Source organism: Ruminococcus difficilis (assembly GCF_016680995.1).
This window is the reverse complement of record NZ_JAEQMG010000048.1, coordinates 63,676-90,664: the sequence shown is the minus strand read 5'-3', so window position 1 is coordinate 90,664 and position 26,989 is coordinate 63,676. Positions and strand designations below refer to the sequence as shown.

General features: G+C 49.5%; 17 protein-coding genes. All 17 read left to right on the top strand.

Going from position 1 to position 26,989, the window contains the following annotated elements:
- Positions 1-338: 338 nt before the first annotated feature.
- The 17 genes from JKK62_RS05150 to JKK62_RS05070 all read left to right on the top strand — a co-directional run bounded on the left by JKK62_RS05150 (position 339) and on the right by JKK62_RS05070 (position 26,725).
- Entirely contained in the window at positions 339-1,154 is an 816-nt protein-coding gene (locus tag JKK62_RS05150; protein ID WP_186832960.1) for a hypothetical protein, read from the top strand.
- An 84-nt stretch (positions 1,155-1,238) separates the two neighbouring features.
- A complete protein-coding gene (locus JKK62_RS05145; protein WP_186832961.1) occupies positions 1,239-1,586 on the top strand; it encodes a four helix bundle protein in 348 nt (115 codons plus the stop codon).
- A 175-nt stretch (positions 1,587-1,761) separates the two neighbouring features.
- On the top strand, positions 1,762-2,556 hold the full coding sequence (locus tag JKK62_RS05140) for a hypothetical protein (RefSeq protein WP_186832962.1): 795 nt from the start codon (positions 1,762-1,764) through the stop codon (positions 2,554-2,556).
- Positions 2,557-3,629: 1,073 nt separating this feature from the next.
- A complete protein-coding gene (locus JKK62_RS05135) occupies positions 3,630-4,589 on the top strand; it encodes a S24/S26 family peptidase (RefSeq protein ID WP_186832963.1) in 960 nt (319 codons plus the stop codon).
- A gap of 61 nt (positions 4,590-4,650) precedes the next feature.
- Positions 4,651-5,595 carry a hypothetical protein gene (locus tag JKK62_RS05130; RefSeq protein ID WP_186832964.1) on the top strand — a complete coding sequence of 315 codons (945 nt, stop codon included), beginning with the start codon at positions 4,651-4,653 and terminating at the stop codon, positions 5,593-5,595.
- A 227-nt stretch (positions 5,596-5,822) separates the two neighbouring features.
- Positions 5,823-7,358, top strand: coding sequence for a hypothetical protein (locus JKK62_RS05125; protein ID WP_186832965.1), 1,536 nt, complete (start codon positions 5,823-5,825; stop codon positions 7,356-7,358).
- Positions 7,359-7,610: 252 nt separating this feature from the next.
- A complete protein-coding gene (locus JKK62_RS05120) occupies positions 7,611-10,007 on the top strand; it encodes a coiled-coil domain-containing protein (protein ID WP_201427115.1) in 2,397 nt (798 codons plus the stop codon).
- 129 nt (positions 10,008-10,136) lie between these two features.
- On the top strand, positions 10,137-11,228 hold the full coding sequence (locus JKK62_RS05115; protein WP_201427114.1) for a hypothetical protein: 1,092 nt from the start codon (positions 10,137-10,139) through the stop codon (positions 11,226-11,228).
- Positions 11,229-11,272: 44 nt separating this feature from the next.
- Positions 11,273-13,090: a hypothetical protein gene (locus JKK62_RS05110; protein WP_186832968.1), complete on the top strand. Its 1,818-nt coding sequence runs from the start codon at positions 11,273-11,275 to the stop codon at positions 13,088-13,090.
- Positions 13,091-13,118: 28 nt separating this feature from the next.
- Positions 13,119-15,845, top strand: coding sequence for an InlB B-repeat-containing protein (locus JKK62_RS05105; protein WP_186832969.1), 2,727 nt, complete (start codon positions 13,119-13,121; stop codon positions 15,843-15,845).
- A gap of 41 nt (positions 15,846-15,886) precedes the next feature.
- Positions 15,887-17,227 carry a hypothetical protein gene (locus JKK62_RS05100; protein ID WP_186832970.1) on the top strand — a complete coding sequence of 447 codons (1,341 nt, stop codon included), beginning with the start codon at positions 15,887-15,889 and terminating at the stop codon, positions 17,225-17,227.
- 155 nt (positions 17,228-17,382) lie between these two features.
- Positions 17,383-18,540: a signal peptidase I gene (locus JKK62_RS05095; RefSeq protein WP_186832971.1), complete on the top strand. Its 1,158-nt coding sequence runs from the start codon at positions 17,383-17,385 to the stop codon at positions 18,538-18,540.
- A 54-nt stretch (positions 18,541-18,594) separates the two neighbouring features.
- On the top strand, positions 18,595-19,230 hold the full coding sequence (locus JKK62_RS05090; protein ID WP_186832972.1) for a signal peptidase I: 636 nt from the start codon (positions 18,595-18,597) through the stop codon (positions 19,228-19,230).
- 240 nt (positions 19,231-19,470) lie between these two features.
- Complete coding sequence (locus JKK62_RS05085; protein ID WP_186832973.1) at positions 19,471-20,112, top strand: JAB domain-containing protein; 642 nt, start codon at positions 19,471-19,473, stop codon at positions 20,110-20,112.
- Positions 20,113-20,268: 156 nt separating this feature from the next.
- Positions 20,269-22,230 carry an excinuclease ABC subunit UvrB gene (gene uvrB / locus JKK62_RS05080; RefSeq protein ID WP_186832974.1) on the top strand — a complete coding sequence of 654 codons (1,962 nt, stop codon included), beginning with the start codon at positions 20,269-20,271 and terminating at the stop codon, positions 22,228-22,230.
- 171 nt (positions 22,231-22,401) lie between these two features.
- On the top strand, positions 22,402-24,402 hold the full coding sequence (locus tag JKK62_RS05075; RefSeq protein ID WP_186832975.1) for a DNA gyrase/topoisomerase IV subunit B: 2,001 nt from the start codon (positions 22,402-22,404) through the stop codon (positions 24,400-24,402).
- Between the two features lie 82 nt (positions 24,403-24,484).
- Positions 24,485-26,725, top strand: a complete 2,241-nt coding sequence (locus JKK62_RS05070) for a DNA gyrase subunit A (RefSeq protein WP_186832976.1) — start codon at positions 24,485-24,487, stop codon at positions 26,723-26,725.
- The last annotated feature ends 264 nt before the right edge of the window (positions 26,726-26,989 follow it).

Here is a 26,989-nt window from a genome sequence, read left to right as displayed (position 1 = left end):
GTTGGATCATGTTTTTTTTACAATCTGTTTACGATTTGTTCAAATACTCTCCCTTTGCTATCCAAATTTAATCTGTTGAATTTGTTGGTTTTGCTCAAGATGTTTGCATATTATACAAAAAAGCACTGAGTTTTAAGTGCAGTTTCAACACATTACTAACTCTGTTGGTAATAAAGACAGAAAATACAAGGGAATCAACTGTAATTCGTTGTTGATTTTTAACAAATTTTGTTCTATAATCGAGGTATGATTATTATGATGTAGTATAGGCTTATTGCGTATATGTGCCCCCAATCCGCGGTTGAACACACAATATATAGGTATAAATGGTGAGTAGTATGGATGAAAAGACTGTATTAGAGCTAAAACAGGAACTGACCAAACTGAAAAAAGCACAGGTACGAATCAAGCGCAAGTTCACCTTTATGCTCAGCGTTATTGCGATGCTGGTGCTGATCACGGCGACGCTTGCGTGGTTTACGCTGTCTAATTTTGCTTCAGTCAACGATATCACCCTAAAAATATCCACCGCTCCCGAGCTGTATCTCGATATCGAGAACCGCGGCACCGACGTCAGTCTGTGGAAAAAGGTGCTGACCAATGACATGATCAATACCTCTCTTCGCGCGCAGAACGCGCCTACCCTCGACCAGCAGCTGCTCGATCCCGTCACTTCTTCCAACGGCATCACCTTCTCGAGCCAGTCCGGCGCATCCCGTAATTCTAACGATACCTCTTTTGTAGAGTTCAAGGTTTGGTTCATCGCGACAAAAGAAATGTATGTTCACCTCTCCGGCCAGACCGTACAGGTCGAAGGTCAGGACGCTACTACCGCCTGCACCACCACCGAGACCGGTGCCAAGGCGGATATCGTCAACGCGGTTCGTGTTTCCTATGAGGACAATGGTTCCGCCGCGATCTGGGAACCGCACAAGGGCAGTTCCGTAGCCGGTCAGACCACCTTTGACGTCGGCCAGAGCTTCGGCTCCGACAGCCGTCTCTTCCACCTCGATACCCTCACACCCAAGCAGATCACCTTCCGTATCTGGGCAGAGGGTGAAGACCCCGAGTGCGACAACGACGTCCAGGACGCCAACGTCACCTTCCAGATGCTCTTCGGCGGCGCCGATGAAAACGGAAATTCGTTTGAATGATGCTTATCGGAGAACGGATAACGGAGAACAGAGAACGGTGTATGTTTCTCGCTCCGCTCGTTCAATTATAGAAGGTTTTTGATTATGAAAGGTGAATTGGCAAACTATTCAATTCAGTTTTCTTTAAGGATCGTTTCGTATTACAAGTGGCTTACCGAAACGCAGCGAGAGTATGTCATGGCGAGACAGATTCTAAGAAGCGGTACGAGCATAGGCGCCAATATCCATGAAGCTGAATATGCAATCAGTAAAGCGGATTTTATTAACAAAATACAAATCGCTGCAAAAGAAGCGAACGAAACAGAGTATTGGCTCATTATATTAGAACAATCCGGATTCTTTGATGAATCGTTTGATGATTTAAAACAATTATTGAAATCATTGATCCGAATGTTAACAGCAACGCTGAAAACATCGAAGAACGGCAAATAGGTATATTATAGATGAAAAATCATGACACACGTCTCAGGATTTTCCCTTAACCGTTCTCCGTTCTCTGTTCTCCGTTCTCCCCAAAAAGTTGGTTTAAACAGGCGGCAAACGCCTGATTAAATAGTAAATCTGTCCTTGTGTTTGGGACAACAATAATAATTAAGGAGGAATTCTCATGACAAACACAAAATTCAGAAAGAGAGCGTTACTCTCTTCTGTCGCGATGCTCCTTGTAGCTCTCGTAGCTCTGGGTTCCGCAACCTTCGCATGGTTCACATCGTCCACCACCGCTACTGCAAGCGGCATCAACGTTAAGACCACTCAGGCTTCCGAGCTTCAGATCTCCAAGACTGACCTTACATGGGGCCCAAGCGTAAACTACGCTACCACCGCTACCTTCGAGCCTGCTTCTTCCGCAAACGGCGCTAACTGGTTCACCGCTGAGGCGGGCGCCAGAGATAACTTCGCTAAGAAGACTGGCACCAACTTTGTCCCTCTGACTTCTGACAACAAGTCCGGTTATGTCTTCGAAGAGACTCTGAACGTCAAGAATAACGGTTCTGCTCCTATTGATAACGTTACTATCACTTGGTCATTTGGAGAGAGGCCTGCTTCTTCCGGTAATAACTATCTTCGTATAGCTCTTGTACCTGTTACTCCCTCTGGCGATTCGTTTACTACGGAAACTCTTACTGCTGCTACTCCTGCAGCTGCTGATTTCAAGGCAGGCGTATTTGATGCCGACGGTGTTGCTTATGACGCTGTTGATTCTACCACTACTGCTGCTACTTCCATCACTCCTAAGACCACTTATAGCGTATCTGTTGGTAAGCTTACCAGCCAGATGATCAAGTATTATAAGCTGTATGTATGGTTCGAGGGTCAGGATGAACAATGCGCTGACGTCAACGCCGGTAACTCTCTGCCCAGCATCAAGTTCTCCGTCACCGGTTCTACCGTTCAGTCATAATAGCTGATTGATTACTTACCGATACGATCACAGATTGCTTATTCAATAATAGGTAAAGAACGATCATAACGGTACCTAAGAGATTTCTCTTTTAAATTATCATAAACGGCGGCGCGGGTGGCAAACACACGCCCGCGCCGCATAGGACATCTCCCGCGAGGGATTTGTACTTGTTTTTGATAAGACCCGGCTCTGTATGAGCGGTCGGTCGCCCCGCGGCGACGGCCGTCGGACGTTCGACATGGCTTGTTCGGAGTTGTTAGCATTGCCTCCTCCGGTCTGACAAGGAGGCGGGGTTCAGCCTCCCTTTCCTAAGGGAGGTGGCACGAAGTGCCGGAGGGTTGATTCATTCTTTATGATAACCCCCAGTCACCTTGCGGTGACAGCCCCCTTGGGAAAGGGGGTCTGGATCCTCAGTAGTCAGTCCACTATCAATTGTCATTGCGAGGGCAAAGCCCGTGGCAATCTCAACTGATAATACAGCCTCTCGCTCCCTATGAGCAGAGGTCAAAACGTTTTGAACTATGCGAAAATGGAGTGTAGGGGCGGAACGGCAGTTTCGCCCATCACGCCCCTGTAATTCCGTTCCCAAAGGGCTCCCTTTCCTAAGGTACCCCCGTTGGGGGAATGTCCGGAGGACAAGGGGAGATTCCCCTGCTAGGGGAAATGTCCGCAAAGCGGACAAAAGGGTCGGCTGTCTTCGCAGAAGAAGCCGTTTCCGGCGAGGAAGCTGTCACGAAGTGACTGAGGGTTGACAAAAGCGCCATTGCGAGGCGATGAGCCTCCCTTTTCTAAGGGAGGTGCTGCAAAGCGGCGGAGGGTTGCCCGTGGCAATCTCATCCTCAGTCCATTGTCATTGCGAGGCGTTCATGCCGTGGCAATCTCATCCTCAGTCCACTGTCATTGCGAGGCATTCATGCCGTGGCAATCTCATCCTCAGTCCATTGTCATTGCGAGGCATTCATGCCGTGGCAATCTCATCCTTATGACGATTCTATAATATTAGCACTAATCTGTGTGTACTCTTATGTATATAGAGATTAACGCTATTAAACAGATATGGAGATTTTTGTATGAAAGAGAATGAAACCAATACGCAGAACAAAGAGCAAAGCAAGGGTAATAGCGTTCTTAAAACGATCCTCAATACGATCATCAATATCCTGATCGTATTGGTCCTGATCGTTTCCGTTATTATCGCAACGCTTGCCTTGACTTCAAAATCTACCGGTATCTCTACGATGTTCGGTTATACTATCCAGCCGATCCAGTCCGATTCTATGAAGGGCGGATCGCCCGACGGCTATAGCGGCGGCGATTTCGGTAAAGGCGATCTGATGATCGCGAAAGCGACAAACTTTAACAGCAGCGCAGAGTACGAAAAAGGCGATATCGTCACCTTTGTTTCGAAAGACGCTGAAGGCAAACAGATGCTGATCGTCCATAGAATCGTTGACGTCGCAAACGATGAGAACGGTTCAAAGCGTTATCAGACACAGGGTGATAACAGAACGACATCCCCGGCGCCCGATCAGCAGGATAAGACAGAATATCTGAACGCGTCTGATATAGGTTCCATCTATTATTCAAGCAGTTATCAGGGAAAGATCCTTCAAGGATGGGGCTCTTTCTTAGATTACATCCAAACACAGCAGGGTTTCTTCTTTGTCGTTCTCCTGCCGATGATCATCTTCTTCATGTACGCGGTCATTCGTGTTGTGATCAGTACCATGAACTATAAGAAGTCAAAGGCGGATGAAGAAAAGGAAGAGGCGGTCAAGGCGGCTGTCGCTGCCGCGCTCGCATCCAAAGACGGAGATACCGAACAGGCTCAGCCGGACGGCGAACCTGTGGCAGCCGATACCGCCGACGCGGAAGCTGAGGCTGAGGCTAAGCCTCAGGATCATCCCGCCGAGCAGGATGTTAAAATGACGGCAGAGGAATTGGAGCAGTTCAAAAAGTTCCAGGAATTCCAGAAAATGCAGCAGGCTTCCGAACAAGCAGAGCAAAAGGACGCCAAACCGGAAGAATAACGATAGGGGAGGCGCGTGTTCCTCCCGAAACGGATAGATTACGAAAAAGGAGCTGTTTTATTTGAGCAAGAAACCGAAAAACATCGATGAGCCTTTCTCTCCCGAACAGCTCGAACGGTTAGAAAACAAGGGTGATAAGCAGGTACAGCTGCAGCGACAAAAAGAGGGCATGTTCCAGCGTTACGGCGCAAAGCGTGACTCACAGGATATCGCAAAGCAGGTCAGATGGAAACGCCGCGCCGGTATCGCGCTGATCACCTTAGTTGCGGTCTTGTTCCTGATCTGGATCATGACATGGCTGCTGACAACGATCGGCGATCTGGTTATCACCGTTGACAGCGGCGCCGCTAAAAAAGGTATTTCGATCTCTGAGCATGAAAACGGTGACGGTTCCACCTACAAGCTCAGCGCGAACATGGTCAACGAGGTCACTAACATTACCTACGATTGGCTGCCGGCTACGCTGGATCTGGAGGCGGAAGGTTCCCATAACGGAAGAAATTACCTCGCGTATACCTTCTATCTGACAAACAACGGTCAAGAAACGCTCAATTACCAGAGTATGCTCCAGAGTGTCAAGGCGGCAAAGGACGCTGACGAGGCGTGCCGTGTGATGATCTATAAGAACGGCGAGCCTGAGGTGTTCGCTAAGGAAAACAGAGGCTTGACCTCCCCGGATGGTTCCCCGGAGGAGTTTGAAAAGATCTTTAAGAAAGAGATCCCCGAGAACTATACTCCTCCTACAGCCGAAGAGATTGAAGCAGCGGCGGAACAGCCTCAAAACAAAGAACTCGTCAACCACACCGATGAAGAGATCGTGATCCAGCCCTTTGTTGATTCTAAGACGGTATTTAATACAGAGGTCGAGGGTCTTGAACCCGGTCAAACCGATAAGTACACGATCGTCATGTGGATCGAGGGCGAGGATCCCGAGTGTCTCGACGTCATCCGTGACGGTTACGTCAAGCTGATGTGGTTCTTCAACATTGCGGACGAAGAGCTGTAAATTCAGCCTTCCCCTTGAGGGGAAGGTGCTGAACGAAGTGAAGCGGATGAGGTGGAAGCCTCTCTGATTCATCAATGCACGGGTTGGAACAGAAACGTTTCCACCTCATCCGTCACCGCCAAATAGTTGTCGGCGACACTTTCCCCTCAAGGGGAAGGCTTGGTGTATGTGCTCATAACTATGTACATAATCCAAATGAAATAAACTAGCAGCAAGGAGTAGAACATATGGATACTATCTTTAAATTCTTATTTGAGTTCCTGAAGCAGTTCTTCGGCTCTATTTTCAAGGGTATCGTCGATATACTGCAGGCTTTCAACTTTAAGGCCTACTATGATATTATTCAGAATTTCACGGGACAGGGCGAGCTCGGTAAGGGCGTTGCTTGGGCTATCGCGATCGTCGCTATGCTCCTTCTTGCCGCTGTTTTTGGTCTGATCATCTTCTTCATCGTGAAAGGCATCAAGAAATTCGCTAAGTTCAAGAAGAAGGCAAAGGACACCAACGATCTTGTCAACGAGGTCAACGCGCTGAACAAAGAGGTCATGCGCCTCAATCTCGAGAAGGATAAGATCCTCTCCATGAAGGTCTCTCAGATCGGTCTGAACCCGAACGAGATCTCCGAGCTGACCGGCGAAGAGCTGGAAGCCCTCAACAAGGAAGAAGAGGAAGAAGAGGTATCCACCGGCCGCTTCAACAAGCTCGTTACCATCGACGAAGAGTGGGCGGATTATCAGCCCGAGCCGTACGACTGGGATGTTACCCTCCCCGAGTTCGTTACCAACTTCCGCAACTTTGCTTGCTCCAGAATGCATTATTGGTATGAGATCAAGCTGCTCCGCTGCTTTGTAGCAGGCTTTGCGTCAGGTCGTTTGACGATCCTGCAAGGTATCTCCGGTACCGGTAAAACTTCACTGCCTTACGCATTCGGTAAATATGTCTGCAACCCCGCCGTTATCGCTTCGGTACAGCCTTCGTGGCGTGACCGTACCGAGCTGTTCGGCTACTACAACGAATTTACCAAGAGATATAATGAGACTGAGCTGCTCCGTGCGCTGTACGAAGCATCCTATAATGAAAACGTATACGTCGTCATCCTCGATGAGATGAACATCGCCCGTGTCGAGTATTACTTCGCCGAGATGCTGTCCATCCTCGAAATGCCGGCGCATGATGAGTGGATCGTTGAGATCGTAGCGGCTCCGTGGCCGGATGACCCGAAGCACCTCGATCACGGTAAGCTGACCATCCCCGACAATATCTGGTACGTCGGTACCGCGAATAACGATGACTCCACGTTCGCTATCACCGATAAGGTTTATGACCGTGCGATGCCCATCGATATCAACACCAAGGGTAAGCCCTTCGAGGCGCCCGACACACCGCCGTGTCATATCAACTACAGACATTTCACCAAGCTGCTCGATGATGCGGTTGCGGCGAACCCGATCAGTGAAGAGAATCTGAAGAAGATCGAGATCCTCGACGACTATGTGATCGAACACTTCCGTGTTGCTTTCGGTAACCGTGTTATGAAGCAGATCAACTCCTTTGTACCCGCGTTCGTCGGCTGCGGCGGTACTGAGATCGACGGTATCGACTACGCGCTGTGCAAGAAGGTATTCCGTAAGTTTGAGGCGCTGAACATTTCTTATATCCGTGACGAGATCGACGGACTTGTTCAGCAGCTCGATCAGCTCTTCGGCAGAGAGAATATGAATGAATGTAAAGAGTATGTCCGCATGCTCCAGAAAATGACCTGATAACAATACAAGTCGTCATCGTAAGGCTCTTTAGAGCTGTGGTACTTGTAACCGAATAAAGTAGGGGAGGGGCTTTGAGGAGTTGTCCAAATCTTTGATTTGGTATACAACTCCCATGCAACAGCGCTCCAAGAGCTGACATCTTTGTCAGCGATTGGCTAAGCGCCACTGTGCTCCTCCCGAACAGCGAGGTATGTTACTCTCGCTGGCTGATTCATCAATTGATAACCGACCCAAAAAGGAGTGAGTCCCATGATTGATTATAGCCGGTATTATCGAGCGTTTGCCGAGATGAAAGAAACACTTGACGGCGATTATGCGCGCGAGTACTTGACTTCTGCTTTGGCTGACGCAGATAAAGGCAATGATGAGCTCTCCGGTAACGCGTATAACCGTGTTATCGATATGGAATGGGTCGAGATGATCGAGGGCAAGCTGCCCTACATGGAAAAGGCGATCGAAGAACAGCGCAAGTTCATCGAAGAGCACAAAGAGGTCGACCGTATCGACAAGGTCAAGCAGGTCGGTAAGGATGCGGTACAGCATTTGACGCAGCACGCCAACCTGATCATGGCGATCGAGGAAGATGGCAGCGTTGTCCCCGAAAGATTATTGAACACCCATCGTGAAGATAGCTTCGCGACCTATGAGAATCGCTTTCTCCATACATTGATATTCAGAACGATCGCGTTCGTTGAGCAGCGTTTCCGTGCTTTGCAGGACGCGCCGAATGATTCCTCCAGTAAGATGTCGATGGATCGTGAGATTCGTGTCGGACATGAGGTTTTCGGCTTTGAGTTGAAGCACCACGCCGAGAAGCATGAACGTGATAAGGTTGACAGAGATGAAGATCTCTCCGGCTTGACCGACTATGAGCGTATCGAGCGAATCCGCATGAAGCTGGATGATTTCGTCGGTACCGAGCTGATCAAATCGCTCAAAGGCTGTATCGCGGTAAAATCGCCGATCAATAAGACCAACTGCATCAAGCAGGATCCTGCTTTCAAGCAGTGCTATGATCTGTGGGTATTTATTGAAGGCTACCGTAAGAGCGGCTATGTATTAGAGAAAAACGTCTTTGAAGGTCAGATGCCTGAAGACGTTCAGAAAGATATGTACGACGTAATGGCGTTCCAGCATTTCGTCGCGACCATCAACACCAACTCCGCGCTTCGCGAGAAGCTCCATGCGGAGTATGTTGCTGAGAATGAGCGCCGTGCCGCTGAGGCGAACAAGCCTGAAGAGGAAATGGCGCGTTATATCGAGGATAGGATCTATGAAGCCCGCCGCGAGGAAATGGCACTGCGACTCAAAGAAGTTCGTGAGCGAGAGGTCATCATCTCAAAGCTGACCGCTGAACTCGAACAGGCGAAGGAACAGATCCGTGTCCGCGATATCAAAATCAAAGAACTGGAATCTATTATTGCCGCTCTGAAGAAAGAGCTTGAAAATCTTCGCGAAGAGCTCCGTAAGGCGCAGGTTCGCATCATGGATCTCGAGAAAGAGGTCGAAGAGCTCAAGGCGCATATCGCAGAGCTTGAGGCGAAGATCGCAGAGTTGGAAGCAAAAATCCAAGAGCTCGAGGCGCAGATCGCGGCTCATCTTGCTACGATTGCCGTTCTGGAGAATCGCGTAGAGGAACTCCAGAATTACATCGCGCAGTTACAGGCTGAGATCGAACAGCTCAAGGGCGTCATCGCTGAGCAGGCTAAGCAGATTGCCGCGCATGAGGCGACGATCGCGTCTCAGGCGGAAGAGATCACCGGCTTGAATACTCAGGTCAAGAGCCTGACCAATACAGTCGGTTCTCTGAGCGCGGAGAATTCCGACCTCAAGATGACGATCGAGGATAACAAGCGCAAGATCGCCGAGCAGGCCAATGAGATCGTCTCCAAGACGACGTCCCTTGCGGATGCAACTGCTGCGAACGAGAAACTGACGGGTCAATACAACAGCCTGAAAAGCGATTACGACGCGGCGGTAGAAAAGTATTCCAATTATCAGCGTGAGATGGATGATCTGAACCGCGTGATCAGCGATGGTAACGACGAGCGGAAAGAGCTCGAGCATCAGATACGCGTTCATCTCAACACGATCTCCGCAAAGAACGCCATTATCGCAACATTGAATGAAGAAAAATCCGCTTTGAGCGAACGTATCGGCGGTGTTGACGCGGTTGAGCAACAGGCGAAGCGCGATATCATGGCGGCTCGCGAACAGGTTTCCGAGATCGAGACCAAGAACGTCGCCTTGAACAACTCCCTGCGTACCCAGATCGCCGCGATGAAATTCCGCGACGATCAGATCGCAGAGCTGCAGGCGCAGCTTGAAACTGTCGAGTTGACCAAACAGGCTGAGATCAAAGCGATCCGTGAAAAGTACGAAAAACAGATTGCCGACATCCGGTCACAGTATGAGGTCAAGATCGACACACTTGAGAACGAAAAGGTCGCCGCGTGCACCTTCTCCGATGATCAAAAGTACACGATTCGCCTCAACGCCGAGAAGAAAGCGATCCGGCAGGATTACGAAGAGAAGCTCGCTGCAGCTACAAAGAAAGCGAAAAAATACGTCAAGAAGGCGCGTGTGCTCGTCGACGATAAGCCTGAGGCGCTGTTAAATCTCCCCGAAACCAAGGATTACTATTAATAATTGATTTAAACGAATGTTTTTACGAATGAATCTTACCGCATTATCGATTTGCCTAATTGTAGTGAAGAAGTTTGACAGAGGTTTGCAATGAAAAAGAGCGATGCACTGAGGTTAAAAACTCGGAAAATGATTGCTAAAAACATAATAATTTTAGTAGTGCTCGCCGTTGTTGCATTCGTGGGAGCTTATTCGTGGTTTACGATTCATCAACAAACAACTGCCGGTGGGGTAGACGTATCGACTAAGGTCAATGACAAGCTTGAGTTTTACATCATGCCGCCGTCTGGCAGCGACCAGTATAGTGCGATCAATTCCAGATTAAGGGATAATGCCACTTGGAATAATGATCATCCGTCCGAAACCCGCAGGCAAACCGAATGGAATGAAGGCGAGCTGAACTTTGATTTTTCCGATCAGCAGCTCAAGTTCATGGATGGTCTCTTCATGTCTGAGGTCACCGGTAACGGAACAACATTCAATATTCCGAAACTCATGCAGTATGATCAGATCGCGTATGTTGATACGACCCAGTCTTTTGAAGCGGCAGTTGCTAACGATAACTATATGTCGTTTGATCTTTATTTTCGCAGCAAGCACAATTACAGTATTGCGCTGACTCGCGATTCAAAAATCGAACCGGTTAACGGAAACAGTCTATCCGGTCAGCATGTTTATAACGGTGATACAGACGAAGCTTCCATGAAGCCCGGCGCGATCGGCGCTGTCAGAATGTCTGTTCTGAACTGTGAAGCCAATAATGCGTGTGAGCTGTTATGGATCCCGGCTCCCAATGTGTGGTATGATGGTATCAATGATCGATTGTATACCGGTCTGACCGCAAACGGTACCAGCCCGTATGATTTTAACCACGGCAGCGCTTATTATACCGGCAGCGCGATAGCGGAAAGACAAAATGAGCATACTACAGATCACGCGTTCTATTCCTCTGCTTCTACCCGTGTTAAATGGGAAAACGGTACCTACAATGTAATAGCCGGCACAGACAGTAGCTATCAGTATCAGTTGAGAGCTGCGAGCAGTACGGATATCGTGGTTGTCACATTGCCTCACCGTGATACGGCAAACGACTATTATTACGGTCATATCCGTGTCAATCTCTGGATCGAAGGCGAAGATTCCGAGGCGCGACTCAGACTGGTTAACGGCAAGATCAATATGTCGTTGAATTTTGATATTGTAGAAGCGGTTTCCGGCTGACGCAATCGATCCAATTCAATCAATTACGATTTAGGAGGTGAAACATGATGAAGATAAAGACAATTTTGAAAGCGCTGAGTATCAAAGCAGGTCAGCGTCTGCTTCTCAATAAAGGTCTTGCAAAATCATATGTTTCACTTTTCCTTGTTTTGGTACTTGGCGTAACCTCATCGATGGCATGGTTTACCGCTCGTGAGGCTGCCGAACTCAATTCCGAGAATCTGGAGTTCCAGTCCGCTTCGTCCCTGCGTATCAATAAAGATAAATCCAGCGCGAATAAAATCACCATCCCTGCTTTTACTCTGGATGAAGCGTCCAGCTTAGACGGTAGAAATATCTATTTTCCGGTTGACAGATCCTTTACCTCCAATACCGCGGAGATGTTCTTCCGCGAGGGCAACAAGGGCGATGAGAATGTCCATTATGTGTACAAGGACTTTGAGCTCAATGGTACCTCCGGTAACACGCCCGTCTATATCAAGAGCTATAAGATCCAGGTCGGAAATGATGTTTTTGAGGATGAGCTAAAAGTTGTTGACAGCAATGGGGATCCTATTTCCGAAGGAAAAGTTCCGGATCATCAGGTTAAGCCTTCTGATCATTGCCCTGTTAGATTAGCATTCATTGCCGACAGCGGCGTCAAACCCATTGTTATCGACCCTTCCGCACAGGTTGATAAATATGTCGATAATTCTCCCGGCGTGGTATCGATGGTTGATGATAACGGCAATCCTACGCTCGAACCGTCTTATCCTAACTACAACTGGAATTCATTCTCCACCTATTATTATGAGCATACTCCGCTGTTTATCATTCCCGGCGGACAGAAGCTGAATGTTACTCTGGTTGTGTGGCTTGAGGGAACGTTAGAGGATCTTGACGCTTATAAGAACAGACAGATTTCTGTCGATATCGATATTGAGAGTAACTTTGCGCCAATGGATACCATCACATTTATCGATGATACGATCGGTGACACTGATAGCAATGTATATAATTGGATTGATAATCCAGATAATGGGAAAGAACCGATTATCGCATGTTCTTATGAAGATCCCTACTCCGAAGAGTCTCCTAAACGGTGGAAGACTGTCATTATGAGAAAAACAAAGACCAGAACCGGTACATCGTCTACAGATGCAGGTTCTGAATGGCAGTGCGAAATACCGAAAAAAGCTGTAACTAATATTGCCTTTTATCGTTTGAATCCTCATAACGGTTCGGGTCAAGCAAAGATCTATAACGCATGGCATACGCGTAAAAATGTTAATAATATGGTCAATCCGGCTATTGGTGACAGTTGGTATGCACATGATTCCAACAATCAGAAGATCCCATTACAGGAGACACGAACATTTTTGGATTCTTCAACCAATACCTATGATAATGCGATAGTTTACACAGCTACCCATGGTAACAAGTATAGCTCGACAACTGTTGAGAGACAGAACCTGTCTCCCTGTGTCGGCTACTGGGATTACGGCAGCAGTGTAACGCCTACGCCTACTCAGGCTCCCGCAACCGAATCCGGCGGCGGTGGCGGCAGTTCGGCGACGAATTGCCGTCTGGAGGTTATTGCCAGAGTACCGAACGGAAAAGAATGGGTATATAATACCGATACAGTTGGATTCGAGACTGACGCCGGAAACACCTACTACTTCGGTGACTGGAGCAATAAATCTTCTACTGTTACGGTTTCTATCCCTGTCGGCGAGAAGATTGTCCGCTTCTGTAAGAAAAACAGCTCCGGTACAAAGTATTATCCGTTCGGCGGCGGTACGCAAACCTTCACAGTGCCGAATTCAAGCAGTTATACGGTAACTTACGAGATGACAAACAGTGATTACTGGGGTCATAACTAAATAATATGATTTCAAGGAGGTGATACAATTGAATAAGCTATGGAAGATGCTCAAGGTTCGCCGTTCCGGTAAGAATAAAGTAAAGAGCTTAGTGATTTCAGTTGTGATCCTCCTTGAGATCTTTGCGCTTTGTACGGTAGGCGTCTACGCGTGGGTCGAGACGGTTTCATCCATCAAGATCACGAACGAGACGGGCACTAACGGTGCGGTCATCAATGATATCAGGTATACCGATATCATGATCGGCGGCGAGAGCGGTACGATCGATCTTCTTGACTATTTCGAGCCGTCCGGCGGTATGCACCTGGCGCCCGCGTCGAGCGCAGACGGAAAGACGTTCTACTTCCCCAAGGCGAATATTTCTTCTAACTTTATTTACAGAAAAGGCAACGTCAGTGATAAGAATACAACGTATCTCAGCGTGAGTTTTCGTCTGAGAGCAGATACAAACGCGGATTTCTTCTTTGTGAATGAACAGGAAAAACCGATATCCGTTGACGATAATATCCGTGTATCCGTTACGGCATATTCCGAGGGTGAGAACCCTGAGGGTCATTATGACCCTGCTACCGGTAAGCTGATCAGCAATACAAAGATATATGCAAACAACGCCAGTACCACGGCGGTGGTCAATTCTACCTCCGGCACTACCGGCGCTACAGCGGTCGAAAAGTTCTCCGACCATGTGAAGGGCAAGAGCTCGACTGCTCGTTTGTTCTCGGTCGGCGCTAACGAGACAAAGATCGTTACCATCAACGTATGGCTCCAGAAGAAAACGGCTGACAATACGGATATTACCACTAATATGGCCGCTACACAGGCGATCAATTATCTCGGCATTACATCTGATCTGACGCCTCGCCATGTTACCCTGCTCCCGACTCCGGAGTGGGATCGAAGCGGAGAGACCCAATATTTCTATGCATGGTGTTGGGATAGCTCCAAGGGTGATCCCGATAAGCTGTATAAGCTTGAACTGGATGAAAATGAGCATTATTCCTTCGATTATAACGGTACATATCAAAGCACCTTGTTCATCCGCGCTAAGAGAAACGACCTGACTACGGAGAACATGGCTAACCAGTGGAATACTACTTATATACACAACAAAACCGAAGACACAACCATTCCGGATGATCCTGTCGACCCGACCTATATCATCAAGACGATCAACGGCGGAGCATATGACAACGATACCGGTAGCAACAAGAGCACCGGTGAATTTCAAGATCCCGCAACGATCAAGGTTGCTGCCTGCACTAATCAGAGTACGTGGGGCACGGTTACGGCAACTTCTTATATCGGCACTACGACCTCGACCCATGTGATCGAGTCTACCAAAAGCACCAGCCAAAAGCATAAGGATACTGTTCACGCCTGGCCCGAGAAGGCGATCAGGCTGACCGCCACTGTTGCTAATACTAACTATGCGTTTGTCGGTTGGTATGATAATCCCGAGGGCGAAGATAACGGCGACGATAAAAACTTATTGTATACCGGCGCGACTTATACGACGACCGCACCCGCTACTCCTACCGAGAAAACCTACTACGCGAAGTTCAAGGAAGTACGAAAGTTGACGATCTACAGATATCTGGATGGCGTCAATTCCGGTACGGCGTGCGGTACGATTACGATTGCCGGCACGAATTCCTCTTCAGGATCATCTGTTTCAAAGACGGTTGATAAGGGTACGGAGGTACCTTACTCGGCGTCCGCTGCTACGGGTTATACGCTCGAAGGTATTTATACTAATGCATCCGGTGGTACGGATGTGACGTCGTCTTCACCTATAACGCTCGATACTGATACCACATATTACGCACGCTACACGACGAACACGCATACTGTCTATATTGATGCGATAGGTTCAAGCGGCAGCACCGTGCAGTATGGAAACGAAACGGCTTCTACATCCGTTACAAAGACCGATGTCAAATATAATTCATCTGTTACCATCAAGGCGAATCCGGCAACCGGATATAAGTTTGTCGGTTGGTATACGAATTCAAGTGGTACCGGTACAGCAGCGTCAACGAATGCGTCATATACTTTTACATTAGGTGATGCTGATGTCCATTACTATGCTAAGTTTGAGGCGAAGAACAGCTATTATCTGAAGGCTTCGTGGAACGGATGGTCAGAATCACAGGATCATCTTACCGGTTCCGGTAACGAGCTTACCTTTACGCAAGAGCTTGATCCCGGCGCGTATGAGTTCAAGATTTATGACGGTGTAGATGCTATCCACTGGTCCAACGCTTATACCTATAAGTACAAGTATTCCAACAGTACAGATACTTTCTTAGGTGGCAGTGGCGGCGATACTTTGAACTCTAATAACAGTACCGGCAATATGAAGTTGAATGTTGGATATACCTGTAAGTTTACATTCCACTTCAACAGAACTACTAATAAGTTCTGGATTACTGCGACTGAAGTGACAACCTATCATGTCGTTGGCGAGATCACCGGCGGATGGGATTATGGTAATAACAACAAAATGACCCGTGTCGGCAATACTACTGAATATACTTATTCAGTAGATGTGAATGGAACAAAATCATTTAAGATTCTTACGAACAGCGGCACATGGTACAGTAACGGATTCGGTTATCATGATGGCTATTACGGAGCTTCCGGCGGTGATACGTTTAATTCTTCGAGCGGTAACTGTACGATGAATGGTAGTAATAAAACCTACATATTCCATTTCGACAGCAGTTCAAAGAAGTTCTGGATTACTGACCCGTAAAACACTTTGATAGTTTTACAGATTATTAAGGAGGTGAAACCATGAAAAAGTCAAAAGTAATTATTGCGATCGTACTCGCGGTAGTGTTGGTCATCGTCTGCATGAACGTTCCGACGTTTTCATGGTTCTCACGTCCTCATGGGCAAGACGGCGAAAAAGCGATGTTCGGCGGCAGTGACGGCACCTATCACATTAATGCCTTTAACGGTAAGAATGTTGCGGTTTCCACTATGGGTTCCGCAACCGGTGCGGACGGTACTTATACGACAGACTGCAACGGTAATAATGCCTGCAGCGGTTCCGACGTGCTGAACAATAACCGTAAATATTTCTGTACCACTTTGACAAACAATTCCGGTTCGGTACAGAATGTTTCGCTCTACGCGCGCACGCTTTCTATCCCGACGTCGACAAATAACGGTTCTCTTGCGCTCGGCGTAAACGGTCCCACCCGCAGCTACCATGACTACTCAGCGTTGGCGACGCCTTCGACTGACGCAAATCGCAATGAGATGCGTATCTATTTTGAAAAAGACAACGGAATCGAAGGCTGGAAAGGCACCGAGTTCTATATCTGCTATAATGAAGATCCGGATACAAGCGTAGAGAGCTTGGATGGTAAAGGCTCCAACGGTCAGTGGCGTAAGATGCAGCATGTTGGAGGAGATAGCAACCCCAATCAGTATTTTGCTGATATTCCCTCGACAGCTACCCACGCGTTTTTCGCTGTAGAAGGTTGGGATTATCATAATAACGGTCAACCGGATAATAGCTTGCGTTCCCAGACGCTGTATAACTTAAAGTCTGACGGGCAGGATCCGACCCATAGTAAGCTGTATAAGATCACCTCCGATACGAATACTGCCGGTAACCACTTGGTTCATACGCCGCCCTATACGGTCACGGGTAACTGCATCAACCATTATTATAAGGATATCTTTGTCGCGACAGGATCCGGCAATTCCTTTAACGCGGCTTTGAGCAGTCTTCCTCTCAGAAGCGATACCTACACGGTCGGTACGACTACCTATCAGTACAACGCGAATTATATCGGTACATTAAAGTATTATTCCGGCAATGACTCTGTTTTCACAGTTGATGTGGATACCGGTGTGATCACTCCTGTCGGAGCAGGCGAGGCGATATTGTATACTAAGTCGACCGGCGGCTCCTATCCCGATGAGCAGCAGGTAGAAACAACCGTACATGTAACCGCTGACGCGAACTATGTTTTCAATGATGTACCGATCGTCAAGAATATCGAGATCCCTGCCAGTACGGTGAATGACGCCAATATCGTTAAGGTCTACTGGTATGTGATCAACAATTCTCCCAGCAAGGCGCTTTCTTATACGATCGACAACGTTTATATCGGCGTATAAGGCTTGATCTGCGGCGATCTCAATCGATCGAACATTCCCGGCGAGGAGTTCATTCCGTGAGGATCTTAACCGAATTAAATTAACAAAAAGGGTTGTTTTTACAGCCCTTTTTTATTATACTGATATTGTACAAGACCGCTGATCGGAGTATGCTTATGAAAAAGCTGAAAGAAAAGATCAAAAATAAGCTCGGTGAAAAGAAGACAGCCAAGCTCAAAAAGTCGCTTCACGTCGCGCGTATCGTGAAAAACATCGTGTGTTGGACGTTGATCGCGATACTCACTGTCGCTGTTGTTGTTTTCATGCTCACTAAGGTGTCCGGCGGATCTCCGACACTGTTCGGCTTCTCTCTGCATCGGATCATTACCGGCAGCATGGAGCCCGAGCTGATGATCGGCGATGTTATTCTCAGCAAAGAGATAAAGGACCCTTCCGATATCGGCATCGGGAATATTATCACTTTTCAGGGTGACGCCAGATTCGATAACCAAAAGGTTACTCACCGAGTGCTGGTTGCGCCGTATGATGACGGAAAAGGAAATCTTGTTCTCGTTACGAAAGGTGACGCGAATAAAAACGATGACGGTGTGATCAACTACGCCGACGTTGAATCAAAATATCTCTCTAAGTTAGACTTTTTGAGGGTGCTCTACAACTTCTTCTTCTCAACGGGGGGGTTCCTTGTTTTTATCTTCCTGCTCCTGTTGATTTTCTTTGACGAGATCGTGAATATCATCAAGCTGACGATCGGCGCCGCAAAAGAGGAGGATACCGAATCATTCCAGGAGATCGTGGAGCGCGTCAAGCGAGAGCAGCTGGAAGAAATGAAAAAGAAGAGAGCAGCTGAAAAGGAGAAAGAAGCAAAACAAAACGAAGCATCTGATTCGGATGAATCTGTATTGGACGACGCTGAAAAAAGTGATCTCTCTTTATCAGAGTCTCCTCAACCCGAAGAAGCTGAAACCGGGGAACAGCCTTCCGAAGCCGCCGAAGCCGAGGAACAGCCGCCTGAGAATACAGATGTTGAGCAGGGCTCTCAACCGAATGATGCTGATACCATAGACTTCTCTTTGTTTGAAGAAGCTCAACCCGTGGAGAATGAAACCGGCGAAGAGCAGGTTGAGAAGCATGCCCGAGAAAATGATTCGTTCAAGGAAAACGATCAGCATAAGCAGAAGTCAAATTCCGGCAAGGATGATACAAAGAAGAAAAAATCCAAGCACGGAAAACAGCAAAAACCGAGAAACAACCAAAACCGGACTTCTTCAAACAACACAACAAAGAAGAATTCAAAAAAGCGTAAAAAGCGCTGAAAATTTGACCCTGCTTCATCGTTTCGGTCGCATTGAAATGTGGGAGGTAACTCTGTGTTCAAAAAGATAACCCATGTGCTTTCTGTTGTGCTTTTGGTGATCCTCAGCTTGATCGTAGTGTATTCTCTTGCGTCTCGTATTATGGGACAAACGCCATCGATTTTCGGCTACTTCTTTTTCCGTGTGACGTCGGATTCGATGGAGCCCACGTTGCAGGTCGGCGATGTGTTATTGGTTCATTCCTCAGATGCGGAAGATATCCATAAGGATGATATCGTTACTTACAAGTCAAAAGAAGGCTCGATGTATGGTCGCGATGTTACCCACCGTGTCGTTTCGGATCCTGTGATAAAAGAAGGTAAGTATTACTATCAAACACGGGGCGACGCGCCCGGTGCGCCCTTGGACAAAGCGATCACTTACGATCAGATCGAAGGAAAGCTCGTCCGCAAGCTTGTTCTGATAGGAAAGGTATATAGCTTTTTCTGTACGCCGACAGGGATATTTATTTTTATCGGAATCATTGTGTTATTGTTTGGATCCGAGATGGTCTCATTGTTCTTTACATCTAAAAAATTCGACGCGACAGATGATTTGCTGTTTGAAACGATTGAAAAAGACAATTCTGAGAAAAGCAAGTCCGCGGCGGAGAAATCGGAAAAGAACGATCCTTCGAATAAATCAGAATAAAGCATCAGTTGATATGCTGCTCCGTATGGAGCAGCAATTTTCTTTATCAGAATAATATTGCCGACTATTCATCCGGAGCGGTTAAAATCCTTTTACAATTCTTGCAATCTACCACAATTTGTGGTAAAATCGCTATATAATGGCTACATATAGGGTTTTGTATTGTTGCCTGACAGATGTAACTATCCAAGAGGAGCAAATATTATGCAAAAAGCCGATCACAGCGGTCATCGCGCCCGAATGAAAAAGAAATTGATAGCGAACGGGATCGACGCTTTCGAGCCGCATGAGGTGCTGGAGATCTTGCTTTATTACGCGATCCCTCAGCGCAACACCAATGATATCGCAAAGAACCTGATCGCACGTTACGGTTCACTTTCGGCGGTACTGGACGCATCGCTGGACAGCTTGAAGGACGCCGGACTCACCGAGCATCAGGCGATGTATCTCAAGCTCTTTCCCGGTGTGACGCGGCTGTATATGGTCGACAAGTACGAGAACTCCGACAAGACGCTGAACTTCGGCAATATCCCCGGCTTGATCCTGAACAAGTTCATCGGCTATGAAGAAACCGAGCACGTGTTTTTGCTCTTGATGGACACAAAGGGGAAAGAGGTCTACAGCGGCATGATCGCCCACGGCGATTTCAGCTCCGCCGGCGTTTCGATCCGACAGATCGTTACCTTAGCGATCAACTACGGCGCGACTGCCGCGGTATTGGCGCACAACCATCCCAGCGGTCTGGCGCTGCCGTCAAAAGAGGATGTGCTGACGACAATTTCTCTCAAAGATGCTCTGAAGCTCGTCAACATCACCCTGCTCGATCACTTCATCGTTGCCGACCACGATTGCGTATCGATGGCGGAATCGGGCATTATATAAAAAAGGCTCCCTTTGGGAAAGGGAGCTGTCAGCTTTAGCTGACTGAGGAATTGTATTAGATTGACCGACCGAGACACTTGTGTCACGGGAGAAACAATTAAAAAGAGTGTACTACCCCGCTGCTAACAACGGGGAGATTATACAGGAGGACGGCAAATGGACCGCTTCAAACTCGTATCTGAATATCAGCCCACGGGCGACCAGCCTGCCGCCATCCAAACCCTGGTGGACAGTATCAAGGCGGGTCATAAGGAACAGACGCTTTTGGGCGTTACCGGCTCCGGAAAGACCTTCACCATCGCGAACATCATCGCGCAGGTGAACAAGCCGACCTTGGTGCTCGCCCATAACAAAACGCTTGCCGCGCAGCTGTGCTCCGAATTCAAGGAGTTCTTCCCCGAGAACGCGGTCGAGTATTTTGTATCCTATTATGATTACTACCAGCCTGAGGCGTATATTCCTCAGAGCGACACCTATATCGAAAAGGATTCCTCGATCAACGATGAGATCGACAAGCTGCGCCACAGCGCCACACTGGCACTGTCCGAGCGCCGCGACGTCATCATCGTCGCCTCGGTATCCTGCATCTATTCACTGGGCGACCCGATCGACTACCGCAACATGGTCATCTCACTGCGCCCCGGAATGGAGAAAAGCCGCGACGATCTGATCCGCAAGCTGATCGAACTGCAATACGAACGCAACGACATCAATTTTGTGCGCGACAAGTTCCGCGTCAGGGGCGATATCGTCGAGATCTTCCCGGCGTCATCCTCCGACCGTGTGATCCGCGTGGAGTTCTTCGGCGATGAGATCGACCGTATCACGGAGATCAATCCGCTGACAGGCGAGCTGATCGCGACTCTGCGCCATGCCGCTATCTATCCCGCGTCGCACTATATCGTCGACGGTGAGAAGATGGCGCGCGCGATCGCTGAGTTGGAGCGCGAATTGCAGGAGCGGCTGAAATATTTTCGTGAAAACGGCAAGCTGCTCGAAGCCCAGCGCATCGAACAGCGTACCCATTACGATATTGAAATGCTGCAGGAGATCGGCATGTGCCCCGGCGTAGAGAACTACTCGCGCGTCTTATCGGGCAGAGAACCGGGTTCCGCGCCGTTCACCCTGCTTGATTACTTCCCGAAGGACTTTTTGCTGTTTGTGGACGAAAGCCATGTCACACTGCCGCAGGTGCGCGGCATGTACGGCGGCGATCACGCCCGCAAAAAGAGCCTGATTGACTACGGCTTCCGACTGCCGTCCGCCTATGATAATCGTCCGCTGAACTTCGACGAGTTCTATGAGCGGCTGAATCAGGCGGTGTTCGTTAGCGCGACGCCCGGCGATCTGGAACTGGAGAAAAGCGCCGTGATAGCGGAACAGATCATCCGTCCCACGGGCTTGCTCGATCCCGAGATCTCCGTCAGACCGACCGAGGGTCAGCTCGACGACCTGATCTCCGAGATTAACATCCGCACCGAAAAGAGCCAGCGTGTTCTGGTGACGACCCTGACCAAAAAGATGGCGGAGGATCTCACCGAATACCTCGAGAGTATGGATATCAAGGTGCGCTATATGCACCACGACATCGACACCGTCAAGCGCATGGAGATCGTGCGCGACCTGCGGCTGGGCAAGTTCGACGTACTGGTGGGCATCAACCTGCTCCGAGAGGGTCTGGACATTCCCGAGGTCAGCCTGGTAGCGATCCTCGACGCGGATAAGGAGGGCTTCCTGCGCTCGGAACGCTCATTGATCCAGACGGTCGGACGCGCCGCGCGAAATGCCGACGGCATGGTCATCATGTACGCCGACAGCGTGACCGACTCGATGAAGCGAACCATCGTTGAGACCAACCGCCGCCGCGGTATCCAGCAGGCATATAACGAGGAGCACGGCATCACGCCGCAGACCATCATCAAGAAGGTGGGCGACATCATCGAGATCTCCACCCATACCGACGAAGAGATGGAGCTGGTCGGCAGACTCTCGCGTGAGCAGCGGATCGAGATGATCAAGCAGCTCACCAAAGAGATGCAGGCAGCGTCAAAGCTGCTCGAGTTCGAGCACGCGGCATATCTGCGTGACCAGATCAAAAAGCTCAAAGGGATCAAATAAATGAGGCTCCCTTTCCTAAGGGAGCTGTCTGCGAAGCAGACTGAGGGTTGATTTGTTTTCTCGCACAGTTATATTATAGCGCAATTCGGATATGGGATTGGCAACCCTCCGCCCTGCCGGGCACCCTCCCTTAGGAAAGGAAGGCTATCATACAGAAACCAAGGTGAAACTATGGCAAAAGCAAAGAAAAAACCTGTCTACAGTAACGACGATATCAAGGTGCTCAAGGGTCCCGATCAGGTGCGTAAGCGCCCGGCGGTCATCTTCGGCTCCGACGGTATCGAGGGTTGTCAGCACAGTGTGTTTGAGATCCTCAGTAACTCCATCGACGAGGCGCGTGAAGGCTACGGCAAAGAGATCGTCCTTACCGCCTACAACGACGGCTCGATCGAGATCGAAGACCACGGACGCGGCATCCCCGTCGAATACAACCAAAACGAAGAGAAATACAACTGGGAGCTGTTGTTCTGCACGCTTTACGCGGGCGGCAAATACGACAATGACAGCGGCGGCAACTACGAGTTTTCTCTCGGCCTCAACGGTCTGGGACTCTGCGCGACCCAGTTCGCGTCCGAGTACATGGACGCCGATATCAAGCGCGATCACAAAAAATACTCCCTGCATTTTGAAAAGGGCGAGAACGTCGGCGGTCTGCAATCAACAGATTACAGCGGCAGAGATACCGGCTCCAAGATCCGCTGGAAGCCCGATCTCGAAGTCTTCACCGACATCAAGATGGATAAGGCGTTTTTCACCGAGATGCTCCGCCGTCAGGCGATCGTCAACCCCGGCGTCAAGTTCATTTTCCGTCAGCAGGCGGGACGTTCCTTTGACGTTGAAGAATTCTTCTATGAGAACGGTATCGCCGACCATGTCAGCGAGCTGATCGGGGAGGATGGCTTCACTACCGTCCAGAGCTGGAGCGGTGAGCGCATGTGCCGCGACCGCGACGACAAGGACGAGTACAAGTGCAAGATCAACGTCGCGCTGGCGTTTTCCAATAAAGCCTCCGTCACCGAGTATTATCACAATTCCTCGTGGCTCGAGCACGGCGGCTCGCCCGATAAAGCGGTGCGCAACGCTTTTGTCTATCAGATCGACAGCTATCTGAAAAGCAAGAGCATGTACAATAAAAACGAGAGCAAGATCAAATACGATGACGTAGCGGATTGTCTGGTGATCGTCATTTCCTCCTTCTCGTCCGTTACCTCTTACGCGAACCAGACCAAGCTCGCGATCACCAACAAGGGTATCCAGGACGCGATGACCGACTTTCTGAGGAAACAGCTCGAGGTCTATTTCATCGAGAATCCCCTTGAGGCGGATAAGATCGCCAATCAGGTGTTGGTCAACAAGCGTTCCCGCGAGAGCGCCGAAAAGACCCGTATCAATATCAAAAAGAATCTGACCGCCAAGATCGACATCACCGCCAAGATCGCGAAGTTCACCGATTGCCGCTCCAAAAACGTCGATGAGCGCGAGCTGTTCATCGTCGAGGGTGATTCCGCGAAGGGCGCCTGCGTACAGGCGCGTAACCCTGATTTTCAGGCGATCATGCCGATTCGCGGTAAAATACTCAACTGCTTGAAGGTGGATTACGACCGCATCTTCAAGAGCGAGATCATCACCGATCTGATCAAGATTCTCGGCTGCGGCGTGCAGGTCGATATGGGCAAGACCAAGTCGAAGAAAAAGGACATCAACGCCTTCAACATCGATAATCTGCGCTGGAACAAGGTCATCATCTGTACGGATGCCGACGTGGACGGCTTCCATATCCGCACCATGCTGCTCACGATGATCTACCGCCTGACGCCCGACCTCATCAAGGAGGGTAAGGTCTATATTGCGGAATCGCCGCTGTATGAGATCACGACGAAGGATAAGGTCTATTTCGCCTATACCGAGGCGGAAAAAGAGAAGTATATCAGCGAGATCGGCAGCGCGAAGTTCACGATCCAGCGCTCCAAGGGTCTGGGTGAGAACGAACCCGACATGATGAGCCTGACCACCATGAATCCCGATACCCGCCGCCTGATCAAGGTGATGCCCGACGATGTCGAGCGCACCGCGCAGATCTTTGATGTGCTTTTGGGCGATAATCTGCAGGGCAGAAAAGACTTCATCGTCGAGTTCGGCGCGAATTACACCGATAATTTGGATGTGTCTTAATCGGTGAATGGTGAACGGTGAATGGTGAATGGTGGTGGGAGGGCTTTGCCCTCACCCAATTTATATTATTTAAGGTAAAGTTATGGCAAAGAAAAAACAAACAAAACAACCGAATATCAAACCGATCGCTAACGGCGTGATCGCGGGCGCGGGTGATATCGTCGAACAGCGCATCGCTTCGACGATCGAAGAAAACTTCATGCCCTACGCCATGAGCGTCATCATGTCGCGCGCGATCCCCGAGATCGACGGCTTCAAACCCTCGCACCGCAAGCTGCTCTATACCATGTATAAGATGGGCTTGCTCACCGGCGCGCGCACCAAGTCCGCGAACATCGTCGGCGCCACCATGAAGCTCAACCCTCACGGTGACTCCGCGATCTATGACACGATGGTGCGACTCAGCCGCGGCTATGAGGCGCTGCTGCATCCGTATGTCGACAGCAAGGGTAACTTCGGTAAGTTCTACTCGCGCGATATGGCGTGGGCGGCCTCCCGCTATACCGAGGCTAAGCTCGATCCCATCTGTAACGAGCTGTTCAAGGATATCGACAAGGATACCGTCGATTTCGTCGACAACTATGACAATACCATGAAGGAGCCGACCCTCCTGCCCGCGTCATTCCCGTCCGTGCTGGTCAACGCCAACACCGGTATCGCGGTCGGCATGGCGTCCAATATCTGTTCCTTCAACCTGCGTGAGATCTGCGAGACAACCGCCGCGCTGATCCGTGATAAGGATCACGACATCATCTCGACGCTGCCCGCGCCCGATTTTTCGGGCGGCGCGCAGATCATCTATAACGAAGAGACGATCCGTGAGGTCTATCGTACCGGACGCGGTTCTATCAAGGTGCGTTCGATCTACGAATACGACAAAAAGCAGAACTGCATCGACATCACCCATATCCCGCCCACGACGACCACCGAGGTCATCATCGAAAAGGTCATCGATCTGGTCAAGAATGGCAAGATCAAGGAGATCTCCGATATTCGTGATGAGACCGGTCTCGACGGCATGAAGATCACCATCGACTTAAAGCGCGGTACCGACCCCGATAAGCTGATGCTCAAGCTCTATAAGCTGACCACTCTCGAGGACAGCTTCTCCTGCAACTTCAACGTGCTGATCGGCGGCGTGCCGATGACGCTGGGAGTGGGGGAGATACTGAACGAGTGGATCGCGTTCCGCGTCGAATGTATCCGCCGCCGTACCTTCTTCGACCTCAACAAAAAGAAGGACAAGCTCCATCTGCTCGAGGGCTTGAAGCTCATCCTGCTGGATATCGACAAGGCGATCAAGATCGTGCGCGAGACCGAGGAAGAAGCCGAGGTCGTCCCCAACCTGATGATCGGCTTCGGTATCGACAAGATCCAGGCGGAGTACGTCGCCGAGATCAAGCTCAGACATCTCAACCGCGAATACATTTTGAAGCGTACCGCTGAGATCGAACAGCTCATCAAGGATATCGAGGAGCTCGAGGCGATCCTCAACTCCAAGGCGCGTGTCAAGACCATCATCGTCAAGGAGCTCAAAGCCGTCGCGGATAAATACGGCAAAGAGCGCCTTTGTCCGCTGCTCCATGTGGACGATCTGCCTGCCGAGGTCAATCTGGAGGAGGAGATCCCCGATTATCCCGTGCATCTGTTCTTCACCAAAGAGGGCTATTTCAAGAAGATCACACCGCAGTCTCTGCGCATGAGCGGCGAGCAAAAGCTCAAGGAAAACGACGAGATCGTCTATACTACCGAGACCACCAATAACACCGATCTGCTGTTCTTTACCGACCGCTGTCAGGTCTACAAGACCAAGGTCAGTGAGATCGCCGACACCAAGGCGAGCGCCTTCGGTGAGTTCATCCCCGCGCGACTCGGGATGGACGAGGGCGAAAAGGCGGTGTTTGTCCTAAAGACCAAGGACTACAGCGGCTATCTGCTGTTCGCCTTTGAGAACGGCAAGGTCGCCAAGGTGCCGCTTTCCGCTTACGAGACCAAGACCAACCGCAAAAAGCTGATCAACGCTTATTCCGATAAAGCGCCTCTCGCGGGGATCGACTTTACCAAGACCGACCGCGAATTCCTGCTCACCTCGTCCAACGGTCGTATGCTGCTCTTCCACAGCGGCGCGATCGCTCCCAAGACGACCAAGAATACGCAGGGCGTAGCGGTGATGAAGCTGAGGAAGGGTCACCGTGTCATGGCGATCGAACCGTATGAGGAGGGTAGATTCTCAAAGCCCTCGCGTTATCGCACCCGTACCCTGCCTGCCGCGGGCGCATTGCCCTCACAGGAGGATGAAGCCCAGCAGCTTTCCCTCATTTGACGGTGAATGGCAGTACAGTATAGTGCTGCGGAAAAGGTTTAAAGAAGTAAAAATGTAGGGGAGGGGTGCTCCCCGTTGGGGAGACGTCACGAAGTGACAGTGGGAGATTCCCCTGTTAGGGGAAATGTCCGCAAAGCGGACAAAAGGGTTGCCGTTCTCGCTTAGAGAAAGGCGTCTCCGCCGAGGAATGCTCCTCCCGAGACATTTCCGATCAATGTCAACTAAACGCGAAGCAGATGAAACGTTTACCGTAGGAGAGGGACT